This is a genomic window from Chryseobacterium sp. Marseille-Q3244 (genome assembly GCF_940807095.1).
GTDB lineage: Bacteria > Bacteroidota > Bacteroidia > Flavobacteriales > Weeksellaceae > Chryseobacterium.
The window spans coordinates 129754-150237 of record NZ_CALNWX010000009.1 but is presented as its reverse complement, the minus strand read 5'-3'; the positions used below and the strand labels follow the sequence as shown (position 1 = coordinate 150237).

Here is a 20484-nt window from a genome sequence, read left to right as displayed (position 1 = left end):
ATAGAAAAGATATGAGCATTTTAAAAGATTATAAAGTAAACTTTCTTGTAAAAAGAATTAAGAACTCAGATTATAAACTAATGAAATCAATAAGCCCATCATTAGATGAATTATTTTTCGAATTTAGGTATGTAGAAGAGTGTAATATGTTATTAGGGATTATAGATCAACAGCTTAGTAATCCACAATCAGGAGAGTATTTTTTTCCCACCCAAGGATTACAGCTTATAAAGGTCACTCATTCCATGACCAGTATTTATAATGATGTATATGAATATAAAGCAAATCCTAATATGACACCAAATTATAAGCTACCAACAGCAGATTTAAAGGAAATTACAATATCTTGGAAAAAATTTGTAAATGGAAATAATTTGCTATTATAGATCTTGGTTCAATAATAACTTTTATATTTCCGTAACAGATTTAAAAACAAATCTATTGATATGCAAGATTAAATATTGGTAGTATATAAGAATATCTTAATATTTAAAAACATTGCGTCACCAAGGGAAATTAAGTAAATCCTACTTAATAAGGCTTTTGTTTGCCTAAACGAAAGCCTTCCACTCACCCAAACACAAAATTATTTTTATGTCAAATCAAACACCGGTAACACACAGGTATTACCCGAGGTTATCCTCTGTGGTTACAAAAGACGACATCCCGGACATTCTGGGATTCTTAAAACCGGGGATTACTAACCTCCTCGATAAAATCTATTATAAAGATTTACAGTATAGTAAAGGGCCGAAAGGAGATTCAGCGTTTTACAGTTTATCTGTCGTTTCCAAGAGAATCGATATTGAAATTCCGGGAACAGGGATTTCATTAGTCCTGAACGGAACAGATGACACCGCGATCTCCGCATTTCCCATTACCGTTGAATACCAATGGAAGATCCTGGCGTATTTACGCTACTTCAGCTTAGGAAACTTTTCCTTTGAACCTCAGCAGATCTTCGAGGTAGCCCTTAGGGTGCTCAACGTAACGGAAGAGCAAGCCATCGCGCACTTTGTGAACACATTTGTCTCACCAGCGAATCAGAATATCACGCCTCTGATGCAGTTTGTGAAGGATATTAATGACTCACATAGTTTGGGACTTACATTGCCATCCGATGCTACGACAGTTACAGACGTGGTCCAGGATATTTTTAATAAAACGGCAGGAAAGTATGCTTCATTAGTTGCTTTTGCAACCTACTTGCTTTCCAGCGACATGCAGGAGACAGCAGAAAAGGTAAAAACCTTTTTTAAAGCTTTAATGCCACAGGATATTGATGAGTTCATCAAAGAGGTAGCCATTCCGAAATTTAAGGCAACCTTAATGCTGTCGGCAGCTATTGAATTTCCCAGAAGTATTTTAAAACCGGTAAATCCATTAAAACACCCGACAGCTCCTTTAGAAGTCATTGAGGATGAAACTAAAAAAGTAACCCTTAGTTTTGGAGAAGCTTTATTCTATGCGGATACTGAAAAAGGTTTCGGATACAATATGGATCTGGTTCTGAATATGAGTAATCCTGCTCAGATTGGAAACACAGGCTTTGTGATTGATATTCACAACCTGAAAATTGACCTCAGCAAAACGGAAAATATCGCCGAAGCTGATGCAGACGGAAGACCTAAGGAATTTATGGGGGTCTATATGGAATACACCGAGATTTTCCTTCCGAAAAAATGGTTTAAAAAGAAAAATCCTGAAGGGAATAGTCAACAGACCATCGGTATTTCAGCCAATCATATGCTGATCGGAACCGGAGGGCTTTCAGGAAATATTGCCATTAGACCTACCTACGCCGTTAAAACAGTAGGAACCGAGACAAAAGTTGTTGATTATTACAGTAAGTTTTTTAAGCTTGATTATGATAATCTAAAAGTGAAATCCATGAGTAGCTCTAATGAAACAACTATTCATAACATGGATGAACTGATGACTTTTATGGATGGTTTGGCATCGCCTTCTGAACTTAAGTTTGTTTACCCAATGGGACTAAGAACCGTTGCCGGAGATTACAGGGAATTCCAGAAAGAAGAAGACTATTATAAATTCCTGGCAAGTCTTTCTACAGACAGTCTTGATAATGATAACCGTACCTTATGGTTTAACCTTGGAAAAGATACCGAAAAATCATGGGAATTAGGATTCAGTAAATTTGATATTGATTTCCACCAGGGACAGGTAGTACACTCCTCATTACATGCTGGGCTGAAAATCAAAAAATTCAAAGATTATCAGGGTGCGGACATGGTCATTGATGTTGTTGGAGAATGGGAAAGCAAAGAAAATTTCAAGCTTTCTGCAGCCATTCTGCCTTTTGGTCTGAAAATGAACCTTTTTAACATCCTTAACTTTTATTTGCAAAGAATAGAAGTCGGAAAGAAAAATGATAACTTCTATGTGGAAGCAGATACTAAGATTACCTTCCCTGAGGGTTCATTCGGAGAAAGATTGTTAGGAAAAGAAGGAATTGATCTTCCGGCTATCCGTTATTATGCTAACGGTAAATTTGAAATCGCAGGCGGGAGCTCTATTATTCCAACCAACCTTCACCTGAACTTAGGTCCGGTACGTATGGCAGTTACAGCCATCCATATGGGAACCATCCAGAGAATGTTCAATGGTAATATGCGTACCTATAATTATATCGGATTTGATGGTGGTATTAATATCAATCCACTAGGTCTTGATGTAAGAGGTAATGGGGTAAAATACTATTATACTGCTGATAACGATGAATTCGATGGAACTAAAGATGATTATTTCCATATTTCAACCTTAGAAGTTGATTTAGTAATTCCGGGAACAGCCAGTGCAAGTGCTGCAGTAGCTATTATCAAAGGGGCTCTTACCATTCCTGAACCAGGAAAATCTACAGAATATAGAGGTAAAGTTTCTCTTCAGCTGCCGAAAATGAATATTTCCGGTTCTGCAGAAATGGCTTTTGATCCTAAATATCCGGGATTCCTGGTAGATGCAAGCGTCGAATTGCCATTCGTGATCCCATTAGGTTCATTTGGTATCTTCGGATTCAGGGGGCTTATCGGATACCGATATGTTGCTCATAAGAAAGCTATTGGAATGACAGAAAATGATACCTGGTATGATTATTATGTACATCCGCAGCGAGGAATCAATACCGATAAATTTATCGGACCTCAGTATACTCAGGAGTATAGCGCACCATTCTCCTTTGGAGCAGGGGCATCTCTGGCAACCTTAGACGGACGTCTTGCTTCATTGCGTGCCATGGTATTGCTTTCAGTACCAAGTATGTTTGCGATTGACGCCGGATTAACGATTATCAGTGAGCGTCTCGGATTGACGGAGGATGACCCTAAAGTTCCGCCATTCTATGCATTCGTTATCGTCGGTGACAATTCACTGGAAATTGGAGCAGGAGGTAACTTCCAGCTTAATAAAAATAACGGGTCATTTATTGATATTAAGGCCGAAGTTCAGATGGGATTCTTCTTTAAAAATCAAAGGCCATGGTATGTCAATTTCGGAACAAGGGACAAACCGATCAGGGCTAGTCTATTTAAAGATTCGGTGAATATTAAGGCAGAATCTTATCTGATGATTGCTGCCAAAGGAATTGAAGCGGGAGCAAGGGTAGATTTCAACCTGAATCTGATTATTGTAAAAGTGTATGCCGCTATTGAAGTGGGAGCTCACATCAGTTTTGAAAGACCACAGGTAGGAGGATATATTTATGTGGAAGGAGGAGCAGAGATCAATCTTTTCATTGTAAGTGTTGCCTTATTTATCTCGATCTATTTCAGAGTAGAACTTATATTCCCGTTCCTGATCCTGGCAGAATTCAAATTCGAACTCAAGATTAAGCTGGTGATCTTTAAAATTAAGCTTAAAGTTCATTTAAGTATCAAATGGGAGAAAGGAGAAAATAAGGTAGATACGAGTGCTGTACCGCCTCTTACTTATGTATCTGATCCACCACATGTTGATTATCCGAAAGAAGAGCGATTGAAAAATGCGGTCAAAGGAGTTCACATGCTTACCAATGAAACCTTTGATCTTCCAGTAGTACTGGTTAATGAGGTTCCGACATCAGCAGTTAAAGATCATGAAAAACTGCCTACCATTCCATTAGATACCTATATTGATATTAAAATTGAAAAAGGGCTTATTCCAACTACAGCTGCAGGAGAGAAAATTGGAGGACATACCAGCGGAGCGACTGAATTTACAGATCTTATCCCGCCTCAGAAAACGCAGCCGGGAGGCCACGTACTTCGCCAGGTGAAGCACCAGTATTCTATTGAAGATGTAGAAATTAAAATCCTTAATAAACAAGGGAAATGGAATAAATACAATCCTTACAAGGCTGTATTAACCAAAGATGAAGCAGATCAAATCACTAATCTTGATAAATTTAAATTAGGATTCTGGCAGAAAACAAATGATAAGTATGATACCATCAGAATTTTGGCATCTACACCATTCTCATTCTTAGATGCTGCACAACCGGGATGGTTTATTCCTGAACAATACGGAATTACGGCTTCGTCACTATTTTGTACAAAAACAGAAAAAGTATGGCATGAGTCTAATGTAAAAGATAAGGCTGTTGGAACGGTATATTATCCACCGGCAGGAGCACCATATAACTTCATTAACGGAGCCTATTACAACCTTTTAGGAACAGTATCGGATGCTGCGGATTATATGACGGTTTCCAATGCATCCAACCCGCATAATTTTTCTAAATCATTGAAGATTACCAATGGAAATACAATGGTTCTCTTACTTCCTGAAGCATCGGCAAGTATAGAATTATTACTTTCAACAATGGCTAGCTCGGTGACGGTCAGATACTATAAAGATGTATTTTCTACTACAATTTATCAGAATTATGCTCTGATTGAGGAAGTAACCAAAACTAAAGCAGAACTGGCATCAGAACTGATTTATGAAGCAGCTAATCATGGAGGTCAATATGTAAGTAAGATTGAAATTATTCCATACAATGCCAACCAGCAGGAAATTGATGATATCAATGCACAAATTGACCAGATCTGGGCGAATGCAACAGCCAATACAACGGGTGAGGTCAGTAGCGTAGTTCTTTCTCCAGATGAACAAGCTAACTACGACAAACTTGTTGAGCAGATGAAGAAATTGAAAGCCGGAGGATGTACTGCCTCTCAATGCAATGAGCTTGACTTTGATGTAATGCATGTTGAAAATGGATATAATGGATTTTGGGGCAATGGGAACATAAACTTTGATATGTCTAATGTAGCCACTAAATGGACAGATTACGAAACTCAATATATGATGATAACCTCAGGGAATACTCCACCATATGTTGACTTCAATACACATTCTGTGATCTTCCTGTTTTTACCTAGCGGTCCTCTTAGCCGATTCATTAAGCATAATAGTGTGATCTCAAAGATAACAGATCAATCTAATGGTATTGATATCTGTTACTCAAGTGATTATCCGAAAGAAAATATCAATAAAGCGGTGATCATTAAGGTAAGTAAAACTACACAAAAACCTCTTAACCTGAAGTTTACTCCTGATTGTGGATGTAATTCTTCAGCAGAACCTTGTACAAAGGATACGAGACTTTGTGATTTCCTTACCGGACTTATGTATAATCTTAATAAATGTATTGTTTATCAGGGAGTAGATGAAGTAACTCAATTAAGATATAGTTCAAAGTGTTTCTTCATGTTCATCGATGCCATCTACCAGTTTGATAAAGAGTTTCCACAATATAATCTCATCCAGGGAGCAGGATATGTAAGAGACCTTGTAGAGAAGTTGAGAAGCTACCTGAATACTGAAGGTGCTAAAATGTCTGTAGCGGTACAATTAACAAAAGACATTTATGATATCATTTTTAAACTAGGAAACTGTGGATGTGGTGATGATGATGGTAATACAGTTAACCTTTGTCATACTTTATTTCATCAGGTGAGATGGATGACCGCTGAAGATTATGAATATCAACAGACCATCCCGTCACAAGATGCTGTAACAGAAGATATGCAGCTGATGCAGGAAGCCATGAGTAAAGTGGTACAACCGGTTTGGAGACCAAATAGTGTATACTATATCAATCTTAAACTGAAAGATAATGTAAATGGAGATACACCTCACATCATTGATTATTATTTCGCCTTTAAAACAGCAGGACCTATCGGACACTTTGAGAAGAAAAATGAAGACTACATTGAAGATCTTAAAGATAAAGATGGAAATAAGATCCCTAATAAGAAGAAGAATATAGATGAATATCCAATTACTTCTCTGAAATCATATATCGATATGAAAAAATCATATCCTAACGTAGACGGAGACCTTTTGATGGCAAAACCATTATTCTATGGTAATGAACAGAGTAAAATTGTCCTATCATTTACTAAGCCTTATATCTATAATATGCTGAAAACATGGGCTGCTCATCATGATACTGAAATAGATGTTGAGGAGATCATCGGAAGTGTTAATATCGCGATTAAAGATCCTATAACAGGTATCAGTATTCCATATCCATTACCTTCGACCTGGAAAAAGCATGAAACAATACCGGTAACTAAAGAAAGCTGGGCAGAAGACGATCCAAATTTACCATTGGGAGTTCAGCAGATGCTTAATTATGTGAATCACGTTAATCAGGGGAATACAGGCATGGCTTGTAGCATTGACCTTGGGAAACCGGTTACACCAAAAGCATATAAATACTCCGTTAAACTGGAGGATCTGAGTCCGGAAAAACTATATACAGCTATTATCTACAATGCCTTTGATGATGACGGAGATGGAAAATATGAGCCACAGCCTACACCAACATTGGAAGATCCTTATAAAGTATATGAGGAGAACCAGAAGATTCATGAGTTTGTATTCAGAACTTCAAGATACAAGGACTTTAAAGAGCAGGTAGAAAGTTATAAGCTAAAAGAATATAATGATAAAAATGAAGTTATTGGACAGAAGGATGCGATCTATGAAGTGAAAGCAGATCTTAAGCCACAACAGCTTAATGACCTTTATATCTTAGCTTCAGAAGGTATTGAGAATCCAAACTTAAAAGGGCTTGCAAATACCTATTCAGAAGTATTTGACAGGGCTTTTGAAGGAGTAATGGGACTAAAACCATTAAATCCTCCTACCAATACGGAATTTGTCAAAATAGTTAATACCAATAATGATGTGGTGGCATTACTCATCAGGAATCCGGAACCGTTTAATGATCCGAAAATTCCATTGAAGAAAGTGAAAGAATGCCTTCAGGTTCTTAATGCAGTAAACGAACATATTGAAGATTTCCAACTTATCTATGCTAAAGACTATTCTCAGATTTTAGTCGTGCATAAGAGTAATAAGATCAAAGATCAGAAATTAAAACTGCAGTTTATGTATAAATACTGGAATGGATCAGTATACACTGAATTTCCGGGAAGCAGAGTGGTAATTAACGAATTAAAACTAAACAATTAATTAAATCTAAAATGAGTTTTTTAAAAAATCATAATTATATAAGTTCCAAAGGATCAGTTAACTCTTCTACGAGGAACCAAGGGAGGGTAATGCAGGTAGGAAGCATAGATCTATCCGGACTGATTACAGTCCTTGATGAAAGTGGTAAGATGAAATGGAACAGAGGCTTTAAACCCTCCCAAGGAGGATACACTACCTTTGTGAAGGTAATGCCATTCAAAAACGGTGATTTTGCCATTGTGGGAATCGATTCCTCAACAACCCCTCTTGTAATGAGAATTAATGTGAGCGGAGAAGTACTATGGTGTAAAAAATTTCCTTCGATTGTAACCGATGAAAGACGTATTTATGCTGAAATACTTGCTGATTCTTTAGTTTATATTACTTTTTATAGTGTAAGCACAAAAACCAGTGGAACTCTTGTGTTGGGCTCAGACGGAAGTGTAGAATCAAGAACAAATCTTATTAATAAAGGTAATCCAGGGGCAACCCTGGAAGTTACCGGAATCTCTACCTTTAATGAAGTTGTTCATATCTGTGGTAATGAAACCTATAATGGTGTAAAACGCGGTGTTTCCTTCTACGGACAGGTAAATGAACCGGTACTTTCTGCTCAATATCCATCTGTAAATGATACTCCTGTTGTATTAAACGGAGTTTACTGCCACCCGATCCCACAAGGGAATTACGAATTGCATTGGGGAGGTAAAATTAATAATACTCCTGTACTCTTAGCAGATGTAGCTGGAGCAAGAGCATTTTTATTTAAAGAATGGGAATATCAATCAGTACAATTCATTCATGGCAAAGATTTTTTCTACGCAACTACAGGTGCAGGTTCTAGTTTCTGTTATTCCACTTATAATTATAAACCTGTATGGACACAGCAATCATTAATCAAAGGATTTTATATTGATCAGATTGTAGGAAATGAGGTGACCGTAAAAGGAATACATACTTCAGAGTTTACAGGGCTTGTATCCAGTGGGATTAATACTTGTGTTACCTCACATGTTAATAATGTTGATGTATCGGAAACGTATTTTAAGCTCCACGATGCACCCTATGGCTATCTCAAATTAGATGTAAAGGAAGAGGACATTAAGTTTGATATTATTACTAAGCCTTACGCTAGTGACAATACATGTGGTACGAATGGCGGTGATGGAACAGAGATTACCTTTAATGAGTTTTCAGGACTGCAGACCCCTAATTTCTACCTTCAGGCTGCAGGATCCAAAGGAGATGACAGTACCAAGGGAATTCACCTGAGATGGGGATTCGGAGGTGAATTGGGAGAAAATCACCTACCTAAAGGAAAACTTACCGACAACAAAAATAACTTCAATAAACCTGAAGATTTCGTTAAAGTATATAGAGCCCCTTATGAAAAAAATATTTTCAACTTTGATTTTAAACAAGCTCCTCAGCTTATTGATGAAAGTAAGAAGATGTGGGTATATAAGTTTAATGGTGACAAGAGAATTTTGTATGTCTATTTCAAAAATAAAACAAAATACACACAGGTAAGACAGTCTGTTGACCCGATGTCGGATCCTCTTAAATTCATGCAGCAATATGGTAATGAAATTGTAGAGATTCTTTGTAAAACAGATATTTTCTTTGCTGCAGAGTTAGAAGTGGAAAATCAACAGTCAAATTCAGTAGTTGAGCTGGAAGCGCTTTCTGTAGCAGACCCGAATAATATATCCCAACAGCAGCTTTCTTATAGAGCTCACCCTTATAGTTTTAATGAGCTTTCTAACACCTATTTTAATGCTGAAAATGGAAAGACATTGCGTTTCAGACCTACCAATTGTCTTGTTACCGGGATTAAATTTGAGTTCTATTCAGATTTTATCATCAGCAGAAATCAGGCAAATGCATGGGAGTTAATGGGTGAATTCTCTCTTACTGACGAGCGCGATAAGGCTTTTGAGAGACTAGATCCTCTGCCTAAAGAGAATCCTGTTCATGGAGCATGGTTAAGATATAATGATGGTGCGTATGTAAATACAGATAATTATCGTACGAAGTGGGAACATGCCTCTACCGGTGCTTTAGACAGAGATATTCAAACGGTAGTCAAAAGATATGTAGAGCTGAGTAATGATCAGCCGAATCCAAAAGCCAATGAAACCATTTCAATCAATCTTTCTCCTACTGGTTCACAACAGGTAGTTGATATTAGCACGAATCTTCCTCAGGATGGAGATATGCAGGTGTCCAATCTCGATATTTTAAATATTGCTGCTTTGGATTATCACGTAGCACGAATGCTGGGATTAGGATATCTGGATATCAATGATGAAGTTTTTGGAAACGAATATATTTATATCACAGAATATTATACCAATAAAAATCTGGATATCAATTCGGATGATAAGACCTATCAGCTGCTCTCCATGTCTCTTCCTGTTTCTACAGAAATTGAAAGGCTTTCATTGCCTGTGAAACTGATGAAACTGAATAAAGGAATGGATTCTAATAATCCGCAATCTGCCGGATTGTATGATAGCGAAGGATATTCTCATAATGGGAAATACCGTTATATCAGTATTTATAATCTACAGGTACCAGAACTTGAAGTAAACCCTACATTCTTTGGATCATCTGATAAACTGGATGCCTCTTCATTTACATTCCCGGTATATGCAGGTCTTGAATACCGTGTTGTAGAACCAGGCAAAACAGATGATTATATGTGGATTAAGCCGGAACTGTGCCATGATACCAAATATGCAAATATTGATAATGCAGCAGACTCTTTTGAAACGTTACCGCTTCAGATTCCGGATACCTATGCTCCATTGTATATGCATAAGCAGGATAAAAGTGGAACTTATTTTTACAAAGGATATGGAATCAACTGGTTCTCCAGAGCGCAGATTGGAGGAGAGGAACTGTCAATTGACACCAAGATTAAACCTAACAACAGGTTATTACCTCCAACGGCAACAACAGCCTTCCTTATCCAGAAAGAATATCCTGTAACCCTTACTTCTCAGGGAGAACAGGATCGTAGAAATGCAATCGCGGATTCGGATAAAACATTGGTAAGACTTGGTTTTGATCATCATATTTATCAGGATGAAATTGTATATTCTATTCCATTTGATTCTACGCTTCAGGATGGTTACTATCTGAATCCGGATGCAATATTCCCGGATGATAAAGAAGTTATGGCTGATGAAGTGGAAATCTTCTACAGAAATTATACAATGAAAGAGATTTCTGCGAAGGTAGCCAGTATCAATCATCATCCGAATAATCAGCTTTTGGCAGAGATCAAAACGGTAGATTATACCCTTCCAAGTTCAGGGGGAGGAACTCCGTCTGCCCAGCCTTCAATTCCATTAAATATCTTAAGATCGGAAATTCCGGCAGGAACAACTATTAATGATTTTATCGGAGGAATTTTCTTATTAGATGGTGAAAGTTATATCATTAACGGAATTGAAGTACAACCTTCAGGATTGAAATTTACAGTGTTCAAAAAAGCACCAAGTGCGGCTATTATTTCAGGGACTTCACCGGTAATCGATCAGAGCAGCCTCGTACTTCCTACATTCAGTCCTGGCACTGAAGGATTGTTCAATGCCACTGAAAATATGCAGAATACGCCAACCTGGGGACCAAAAAATCCGAACTCATTGAAAGTAAAAATCGGAACCAATGATTGGGGAATTCATAGAGAAATTATTCATACCCAACAATCGGACGGATCTGTTCAGAGATTCCTTGAAAAAAGTAGAGGATTCTGGAAAAATACTGAAATAGAGATGCATTATGAGACAATTGATAAGTATCAAAACAGTGAGGGAGTAGTGATAGATAAACCTGTTAAAGAATATAGGGTTCATAGAGGGGTTTATAAAGTGACATTCCCAGGATTCAAGCTGGCACAACATTCTCAGTTTTCACCTAATTCAGATTCTGTAGAATGGCTGAATGGTATTGTAAGGTTATTTACATTAGAAGATTATAATAATGGAGTTCCCAAAGAATCCAGATCGGTTTTCAAAGTGGTAAAAACAGAAAATATAGGAACAAATAAGGATCTTGTAGTATATATTTATGATGAAAATTTCAGAATTAAAGAAGATACAGCTCACTTACCTATATTTAATTATCATCCTGATGATCTGGCAACAATGATATCTAAGCCATTAACCCCACCAGTATATCTTACTGATCCTGTTATGGGCAAAAATATGCTTGTGAATTATTACCCTTCCTATAGAGTATACCTATATAAGAATGCTGCTAATAATTTAATTGAGGACGTTGTTTTACCACCTGAAAATGAAGATGTAAGATACTCTATCTTTGGATTTAAGAGTGTGGATCATGACAATGTAGATATGCAGGGAGCTCAATATAAGTCTAAATTCAGTGTTCCTGCTGTAATGTTTGCTAACAGAATTGTAGAACCTAAACCGCCGAGGAAGCCAAAGGGTTCTCAATATGCAACCAGACCGGATAAATTCGGAAAGTCAACCTATAGCTTTATCACAGAATATGAGCATAAGCCATATTCAGTACAGTTCTTCAGAGCGAATAATGCTGTATTGTTAGCTTCTTTATATGAACCAACAAAGATTGAGGAAATTAAAAACAACCTTAATGCTCTTGGAGGCAATGATGAAGAGTTTTTTACTGACAGATGGATGAATTTTGTAGACTTTGAAATGCTTCTTAATACAACTAAAACAGAATTTGAAGCGTTTCCACCGGATGGTCCTGTGAAATTTACTATGCCACTTCCGAACAGTAAAATATTATTTGAAGCAATTAATTATTTCATTATGAATCATAACGAACATTTTGGGCTACAAGTAGGACAAAGTGGATATGCTAACTTATTGGATGAAATAAAGTGGAAAAATGGAAAGTATCCGATTAATTATCCTGTTATTGAGGCAGTACCGGGTGAGGCAGGTCAGCTGCGTTTAGGTCATTTTATTAAAGAAGCAATGATTAATTGTTTCCTACCACTTACGGAAGTACCTATTATTTATCAGCAGATTCATAATTTTGATTTCAATGATCTGGCAGGGCACAGACCTAAAAATAAAAAACAGAATATCAGGGATGCTTCAGGGTATTTACTACCTACTACACATGATGATTTTGATATGGCTCCAATGGCGGCCGTATACAGCCAAGGTCAGGGAGGTACTGCTCATTCAACATTGTTTACTGACTTTACGCTTGATGGGGCTTCGGATAACTTCTACTTCTATGGAGTAAGAGAATTGGGGAATCAATTGCAAATGGGAGAGTTCAGTAAATTCCAAGGACCTATTAAACTGGTTAATACCAATCCGGCTGAACCACCAAAGATCTTAAGCTTACTACCGATAGTAGATAATGCTACATTAGGAATTTCTGCCAAAGTAAGAATTGAAGTCAATTCTTATACCGATGTTCACAAGATCAATGAAATCTCTATTTACAGAGCAACCAACAAACTGGATGCAGATTCCATATTAAGTATGAAACATATTAAAACCGTGAAGATTGCTGATGTAGAAGTAAACCCTGAAAATGGATCATGGACAGTGTATGATGAATTTGAAGATCTGGATGAAAAACCTTATGGTGATCCACTTTTCTATCGTGTGGTAGCTTCCAGAAAAGTGGAGTATACCACAATAGATTATGCTGTTTCACCTCCTGCAGCTAAAACGGTACAGGAACAGGCTCCCTCATTACCTTCAAAGACTACGGTAACCATGTTGGTAGAAAATTATAATCCACCAGCACCTGTCTTAAGATATCATTCGGAGCCAGTAGATTCTGATGTGATCAATTGGGTAATCTTATCCTGGGATCAGGTTTGCTATAAAGGGAAATATCACCTTTATAAAATGAGTCCTCTGGGGAACTGGAAAGAAATTGCCAGAATAGATACAGATGAAAAAGATACTTCAAAAGCAAAACTGTATCTGTATGGTAATAATCCGGCAAACAATACAGAAGAATGGTTCTTTGCAGAAGCATTTGATATGACCGGAAATGAGTTTTTCCTTCCTGTTGAAAAGTTAGGACTGGATCCTATGAAGATTAAAGATGAAGAAGGAAGAGTACTTTATCATCATTTCAAAATGATATCTCAGAATACATCTAATATGTTCAGTACTGAAGAAAAGATTCTTACGATATACAAAAAAGAAACCTGGACTGATATCGGTGGAATTTCTCACGACGGAACAGACGGTATGATCTTACAGGGAACTTTCATTGTAAGACCTTAATTACCCCTTCATAAATTAATAAATATAAAATAGTTCCTCCTTACCAGTAGGAATAGGAGGAACTATTCACCAAAAAACAAAAATTATGGCAAAAAAAACAATTGCAGCTTTAAAAGAATATTTTAAGGTTGGAAAGAGACCAACAGAAAGTCAGTTTGGTGATCTTATCGATAGCTTCGCCAATTTAGACGATAAAACTATTTTCCCTGATAACCATAAATATAAGGATTTATATGTTGAATTTCCTAATTATCAAGCAGATATGGCGGTGGATGTTCTCTTGGGAAATAATTATCTGAACGGAAGTTTGGAAATTGAAATTACAGGTACGTTTGCTCATCAGACAAGTGTTGGGATTATAAAAAAACAATTTGAGATTGGCCTTAATCCTGATGGGGGCGTTTGGTATCCCACTACAGCGAGAATTGTAGAAGCAGCAGGAACAATTTTAGATAATATTTACATTGGAGACATTGTATGGGATTCTGTAATAAATGAATATAAACTGACCATTTATCATACAAGTATCAAACAGAACCCATATGCTATAAGAATCAAGCAGTTTTCTTATGAGAAATCATATGTAGATCAGGCTAGACTTTCGGATATATATGTTAAACCATTGGCTGAGCAAAAAAAACATTCGGTATACTATAATGGAAATCTTGGATTAGGAACAGATAATCCAAAGTCTAAACTGGATGTTTGGGGGAATGTTCTTGCCGGCAGAAGTGATGCTACGGAAGGAATTAATGCATTTGCCATCCGTTATGAAAATGGATCTGTAAATAACTGGGGTTCATTAAGAAGTGGTGCTGAAACTTATATGAGTTACGGAGTTAAAGCTGATAATAAAACAGCGTATGGCTGGTTATCAGGTAATGGATCTTACGCAGGCTATAAAACGGCGGTAACTGTTGGTGGAGAAGGAATTAAGTTTTTATCTTCTAGTTATCAGCAGGCAGCACAGGATTCACCGGTTGCTCTTTCTGAACTTATGAGAATAACACCCAATGGAAGTGTAGGTATTGGTACAGAAAATCCACAGCAAAAACTGGATGTAAGAGGATCAATTGTATCGCAGGTAGGGAGTAATGAAGGTGGATCTATCTTTTTCCAGAATCCCAATAAAACAGCGCCTGGAACCGCTCACCAATGGGCTATCTATAATATGACCGGAGGATATGGCAACGGATTGCAGTTCTGGAGCTATGCCGCAGATGGTAATAATTATGGTTCCAGAATGACTATTGCTGATAATGGGAATGTGGGGATTGGAAACGCAAGCCCTCAGGCTAAATTGGATGTTGAAGGAGGAATTAATATTGCTGCAGGATCTCCTATTCAATTAGGTGGAAATACTTCATCTCATGGCTTAAAATATAAAAGACAAAACAGTGATAATTCTTTGCTGGATGGCCCTTTTCTTTATGGTTGGACAGGAGGTGCCTTAGGAATTAAGAAAGGTGATATTGAATTCAATGTTTTAAACTGGAAAGAAAGCGGGAATGTTGCTATCCAGGGTAAGTTAGAAGCAAAAGATGTAGTCATCACCCAAACTCCTACAGCGGATTATGTTTTTGCATCAGATTATAATTTAAGAGGAATCAAGGATCTTGGAAGATTTATTAATGAAAACAAACACCTCCCGGAAATTCCTTCCGCAATAGAGATGATGGATACAGGGCTTTCCGTGGCAGATTTTCAGATAAAACTCCTACAGAAAATTGAAGAAATGTCACTGTATATCATTTCTTTAGACAAAGAGATTGATGTTTTAAAATCAAAATAATCATGGCAAAGAAAAATAAACAAGAATTAAAAACATATTTCAAAGCAGGAAAGAGACCTACTGAAAGCCAGTTTGGAGACTTAATAGACAGTTATGCTCATCTAGATGAGTTTTCAGAGTATTCCACTTTTGTAGAATTTCCTGCAAATTATCAGATAGGAGATTATATAGAGTTTTTAGATTTTGCACCTTCCAGTGCAAGTGCAGGAGGCTTCTATGAAATATCTTTGGCCTACACAAGAGGAAATATTGCTTGTGGAGCCACTCATATTGCAGCAGTTTCACATTCAAATCCGGATATCTGGAGAGAATGTGGAACAGTTAATAAGAATAATTATATCGATAGTGAACCCAATTATAATTTTACCGTTGATGTAAATGGGAGAAAATGTAGGCTTCGAATCAGAGCGATTCATACCTATGGAGTAGCAGACCAGATGCTAAAAGTTTTTATTAAAATAAGATCAATTAATAAAAACGATGGCTGGGGAGCAATAGATAATAGAGGAAATAGTCTTTCTTCTGTTCCTTTGCAGCCAATGACCAATGAGTGGAACCTGTTTGTGGGAAACCTAATGTCTAATGAAAGCGCTAAAGTAGGGCTGAAAGTGAATGCCAAAGGAAATGTTGGAATAGGAACCACTGCTCCTGAAGCAAAGCTAGATATAATGCATGAAAACTCTAATAATCAGAACGCAACGGTTGCAAAATTTACCACCATCGGAGCTACAGGTGGAAGTAATATATTGAGCCTCTCTTACCATAATAAAGCCAATTTGGAATTAAATTCCGGGTTTTCAGGCTTAGGAAGAAGGTATGGAGATTACTTTGACTTCAATATAGAAAATGATAATTCTTATGACCCTAACTTTGGATCTATCAATTTCGTAACCAGTCAAAATATTAAAATGACTGTAAAACCCAATGGAAATGTAGGAATAGGAACCGTTAATCCATTATCTAAGTTGGATGTTAGGGGAACTATTTATGCAGGGAACGGAGATGGTACACAAGGGAATAATGCAATGGCGATCCGTTATGAAGATGGCTCGGTAAATAACTGGGGATCATTAAGAAGCAGTGCAGAAACTTATATGAGTTTTGGAGTTAAAGCTGATCCTAATGCTGGATTAAAATGGCTATCGACAACTAGTTCCTTTCCTCGCTTTAATACAGCGGTAGTTACAGGAAGTGAAGGAATTAAATTTTTAAGTTCAGGTTTTCAGCAGACCGGTTTAGATCTTCCAGTCAGCATGAATGAACTGATGAGAATTAGTCCAAATGGAAATGTAGGAATTGGCACAGAAACTCCACAGCAGAAACTTGATGTACAAGGAGCAATTATGTCCCAGATCAGTAGCAATGAAGGGGGAGCTATCTATTTAGATAATAAGACTAAAACAGCACCGGGTACAGCAAACAGATGGGCCATTTATAATATGACAGGGCAATATTCCAATAGTTTACAATTCTGGAATTACTTTTCAGATGGTGGAGGTGGTGCCAGACTCGTATTATCTGATGCCGGAAATATGGCATTACATGGTAAACTCGAAGCAAAAGATGTAGTGATTACAGCTACTCCTACAGCAGATCATGTTTTTGCAGCTGATTATAAATTGCGAGAGATAGCTGAACTTGAAAAATTTATTTCTGAAAAAAGCCATCTTCCGGAAATTCCTTCTGCAAAAGAAATGACGGATAGTGGATTATCCGTAGGCGATTTTCAGATCAAACTCCTTCAAAAAATTGAAGAATTAACATTATACATGATCTCCATGAAAAAAGAGATTGATGCAAAACCTAATTAATCATGGCGAAAAAAGAAATTACAGTATTAAAGGAATACTTTAAGGCTGGAAAGAGACCTACAGAAAGCCAATTTGGGGATTTTATTGACAGTTTTGCTCATCTGGATGATGCTAATATATTTTCACCCAACTATAAAGAGAAAAGTAACTTTAAATTTGTCTTTCCCGAACAAAAAGCAGATCAGGCAATTGATGTATTGCTTGGAAATGTAATAATTCATGGGTGCTTTGAAATTGAAGTTGCTGGGTTTTATAATTTTCAAAACAGTGTAGGGACAATTAAAAAACAAATTGTTATTGGAGCTTTTAATGATAATAATATTTGGAGACCTCCAGTATCAAGAATTATAGAAGCTTCGGGAGAAATTGTTGATAATATTTATATCAGTGATATTGTTTGGGATAATACCATTAAACAATATAAAATAACTATTTACCACACCAATTCAAGAGGGAATGAGTATGTAGTAAGGTTGGTACACCACTCAACAACAAATGCGGTTGTTGACAAAGCAGTTCTTTCAGATATTTATACCAATTCTCTTTCAGGACAGAAGAAACATTATGTACACTATAATGAAAATGTAGGGATAAAAACAAAAAAGCCTATCGCTCCGCTGGATGTTCAGGGAAAGATACTATTTGATACTGAATCTCCTGTTATAGGAGGTGTTGCGATCAAAGGCTATGAGACAATGTGGGCTAGAGGGTATCATTTTCTTTCATCCGATGCAACCCAAAATGCAGGAGGCTTTGCAGCTGTGGGTGTAAAGGATAAGGTTAATCTCTATTATATCGGAAAGTATGAAAGCAAAGTTGCCTCATTTAATCCGGAAAATAATCACAGTGCTTTCAGTGGAAATATGGAAGTAGCTGGAGAAGTAAAGTCTCAAAGCCAAAGAGTTTTCGACTATTCACCAACTATTTATTTAGATAGAAGTGTTGATTATGGAGGATATACCCAAGGAATCCAGACAAGATTATCTAATGGTGCCAACAATTGGTTCTTTGGAAATGCCCATGAAGATACATTTGTAGTATCTACCGGATCATATGATGGAGGAAGGCAGCTTGTAGTGAACAGAAATGGTAATGCAGCTTTTAAGGGAAAAGTAGAAGCTAAAGACTTTGTAGTGTCTACGACGCCCACAGCAGATCATGTTTTTGCAGCTGATTATAAATTGCGAGAGATAGCTGAACTTGAAAAATTTATTTCTGAAAAAAGCCATCTTCCGGAAATTCCTTCTGCAAAAGAAATGACTGATAGTGGATTATCCGTAGGCGATTTTCAGATCAAACTCCTTCAAAAAATTGAAGAATTAACACTCTACATGATCTCCATGAAAAAAGAGATCGATGTTTTAAAACCGAACTAATCATGGCAAAAAAAAAAATTACAGAATTAAAAAACTACTTTAAAGCAGGAAAAAGACCTACAGAAAATCAGTTTGGAGATCTTTTGGATAGTTATTTACATCTGGATGATCCTACATCATTTCCCAGTAATTTTAAATATAAAGATCTATCAGTTAGATTTCCAAATCTGGAAAGCAATTTAGCGGTAGATATTTTGTTGGGAAATGCAATACAAGGAAATATAGAAGTACAAGTTGTAGGAGCATGGAATAACGAAAATACGGTAGGGGTTATCAAAAAACAAATTATCGTCGGAGCTAATCCTAATGGTGGTATCTGGTATCAGCCCTTATCAAGAATTATAGAAGCATCAGGACCAATTACGGATCATATTTATTTAGGCGATATCATATGGGATAGCAGTATAGGTCAATATAAATTAACACTTTATCATACACGTCAATCCGGGAATACTTATGCTATCAGACTCATACAGCATAGCAATTCCACTGTTGTAGTTGATAAAGCAGTATTATCTGACATTTATACCAATGTGCTTACCGGGCAGAACAAACACTATGTCAACTACAATGGTAATGTGGGAATTGGAACCACTTTACCGGAAACAAGTTTTCATGTAATGGCACCCAAAAATCGGGGACACTCTAATGTAGTGGGAGGGTTATTCGACAGAAGTGAAGCCGCCGGAGGAAGTAATATTGTGCAATTGAAGTATCATTCTACAGCAGATCTTGAATTAAACTCTTTTTATAGTGGTACTAATTTCAGATATGGTTCTTATGGTGACTTTAACATTGTTAATAATATTGATGATGGTACTTATGGCGCTATTAATATGGTTACCAAAAAACAAACAAGGTTAAGTATAATGCCAAATGGAAATATTGGTGTAGGAACCACCTTACCAACAGGAAAGTTGCATATCTCCCAGAGCCCAAGTTCAGATCCTATTGATGCTATGACTATTGATGTGGGATCCTTTGGAAACCCTCAGAATGCCAATAAAAGTCATTATTTTAGAGTAAGAGATGTTGGCGGAAGCAATAATATACCTTTTATTATTAAAGGATCCGGAAATGTAGGAATAGGCACTGAAACACCGGCAGCAAAAATGCATCTTGTTTCAGGCTATGTTTTTCCTGACAGCGAAGGAGCTTTAATAGTAGGCGATACCTCACAGGTCAATTTAAGATTGGGTTGTTCTGATCGATACAGTTGGATGCAAGGTCATGGAACGTCCCCATTGCATATTAATCCGCTCGGAAATAATGTGATTTTAAACAAAGACGGAGGAAATGTAGGAATAGGAACTCAAAATCCGGATCAGAAGCTTACGGTAAAAGGAAAAATTCATGCTGAAGATGTTGTTGTGGACATGAATGTTCCTGCAGATTATGTTTTTCAAAAATATTTTGACGGGCAATCTCCTATCAGACCGGATTATCAAATGCCAACACTTCAGGAATTGGAATCTTTTGTCAGAGAAAATAAACATCTGCCGGAGATCCCTTCCGGAGAAGCTATTGTAAAAGATGGCGTGAATCTGGGAGATTTTCAAATGAAATTACTTCAGAAGATTGAAGAGTTAACACTCTATGTCATTTCTCAGAATAAAGAAATAGAAAACCTGAAAGCTATTATTAAAAAATAATACGATTCAATATAACTTTTCAACATAAGGACTCCCTCAAATTTAATTTGAGGGAGTTTATTGTTGATCAAAAATATTAATTATATAAAAACAAAAAAACCTCTGACTGAT

7 protein-coding genes are annotated in these 20484 nt (G+C 36.8%); all 7 read left to right on the top strand.

All coding sequences use genetic code 11. The annotated features are described in order from the left end of the window. The first annotated feature begins 11 nt into the window (after positions 1 to 11). Entirely contained in the window at positions 12 to 386 is a 375-nt protein-coding gene (locus NBX25_RS16750; protein ID WP_250254446.1) for a hypothetical protein, read from the top strand. Positions 387 to 594: 208 nt separating this feature from the next. Next, positions 595 to 7482, top strand: coding sequence for a hypothetical protein (locus NBX25_RS16745; protein WP_250254444.1), 6888 nt, complete (start codon positions 595 to 597; stop codon positions 7480 to 7482). A gap of 11 nt (positions 7483 to 7493) precedes the next feature. After that, entirely contained in the window at positions 7494 to 13742 is a 6249-nt protein-coding gene (locus NBX25_RS16740; protein ID WP_250254442.1) for a hypothetical protein, read from the top strand. Positions 13743 to 13827: 85 nt separating this feature from the next. Next, positions 13828 to 15534, top strand: coding sequence for a hypothetical protein (locus NBX25_RS16735; RefSeq protein WP_250254440.1), 1707 nt, complete (start codon positions 13828 to 13830; stop codon positions 15532 to 15534). 2 nt (positions 15535 to 15536) lie between these two features. Further along, the gene (locus NBX25_RS16730) at positions 15537 to 17345 is read left to right on the top strand and encodes a hypothetical protein (RefSeq protein WP_250254438.1); all 1809 of its coding nucleotides are present in this window, start codon (positions 15537 to 15539) and stop codon (positions 17343 to 17345) included. Between the two features lie 2 nt (positions 17346 to 17347). Beyond that, complete coding sequence (locus NBX25_RS16725) at positions 17348 to 18721, top strand: hypothetical protein (RefSeq protein WP_250254436.1); 1374 nt, start codon at positions 17348 to 17350, stop codon at positions 18719 to 18721. 2 nt (positions 18722 to 18723) lie between these two features. Then, positions 18724 to 20373, top strand: coding sequence for a hypothetical protein (locus NBX25_RS16720; protein WP_250254434.1), 1650 nt, complete (start codon positions 18724 to 18726; stop codon positions 20371 to 20373). Positions 20374 to 20484 lie beyond the last annotated feature (111 nt).